Source organism: Enterococcus sp. AZ163 (assembly GCF_050498925.1).
In the GTDB taxonomy this organism is placed as follows: domain Bacteria; phylum Bacillota; class Bacilli; order Lactobacillales; family Enterococcaceae; genus Enterococcus_A; species Enterococcus_A ferrettii.
This window is the reverse complement of record NZ_JBIPAO010000018.1, coordinates 1-850: the sequence shown is the minus strand read 5'-3', so window position 1 is coordinate 850 and position 850 is coordinate 1. Positions and strand designations below refer to the sequence as shown.

Here is an 850-nt window from a genome sequence, read left to right as displayed (position 1 = left end):
TCTCCAGGATCTTACACTAAAAAACGAACGTAGGAGTAGGGAAGGGCTAAGTACGTTTTTGCTGAACCTTTTTAGCCTATCTATGTCGTAGAACCTGTCTTACTGGAAAGAAGTACTAAAGATCCAAACTTCGCACAGCCGTATCCTTTTCCTCTTGAGTAATTCCAATATAACGTAAGGTTTCTCGCTGGCTGCTATGATTCAATAGGTCTTGGATCAATGTGAGATCTGTTTTGTTCTTATACATAAAGTACCCAAATGTCTTTCTCATGCTATGGGTGCCAATACTCGTTAACCCCACACGATCCGCAGCGTTTGATAATATCCGCCATAGTGAAACACGTGACAGCGGTTGATCTACTCCTTTTTGGGAAGGGAAGAGGTAGCGATTAAAATTTCTTGTGGCCAACTCTTCAGGAAAATGATCCAGTGTGTATTTCTCAATACGCTTTCTCAACTTCTTTGAGATAAACACTGAATTGTTTTTACCCGTCTTTTTTTCTTTCATGGCTAGGCGCTCTCTAGCGATCACTTTGTTTCTTGAAATTTCTAAAACATCTTCCAGCTTCAGTGTTCGTAAATCTGAGATCCGATAGGCGGTATTAATTCCCAATGTAAATAAGAGCACATTTCGATCACCGAAACGGTCGTCAGCTAAAATTACCTTCATCGCATCGATCTTTTTTTTGTCTCGAATCGGTTCGACAAACTCCATATTTATTCCTCCAAACAAATGTAACATAATTACATTATACCACTAGTTATGTTACATTAAAAGCGGGCCGAATAAAAAACGGCTCTGGAAATTTAGAAATTTCCTTAGAGCCGCAAGGGATTGAGCTATTTCGAT

The 850-nt window shown here is 39.4% G+C and carries 1 protein-coding gene; it reads right to left on the bottom strand.

The window, feature by feature from the left end; genetic code table 11:
• Nucleotides 1-115 precede the first annotated feature (115 nt).
• Nucleotides 116-715 carry a tyrosine-type recombinase/integrase gene (locus IGI46_RS25900; RefSeq protein ID WP_429966095.1) on the bottom strand — a complete coding sequence of 200 codons (600 nt, stop codon included), beginning with the start codon at nucleotides 713-715 and terminating at the stop codon, nucleotides 116-118.
• Nucleotides 716-850: the final 135 nt, after the last annotated feature.

Excerpts from the sequence above, each read along its gene's own strand:
- IGI46_RS25900 (WP_429966095.1), bottom strand. The coding sequence starts at position 715 with ATGGAGTTTGTCGAACCGATTCGAGACAAAAAAAAGATCGATGCGATG.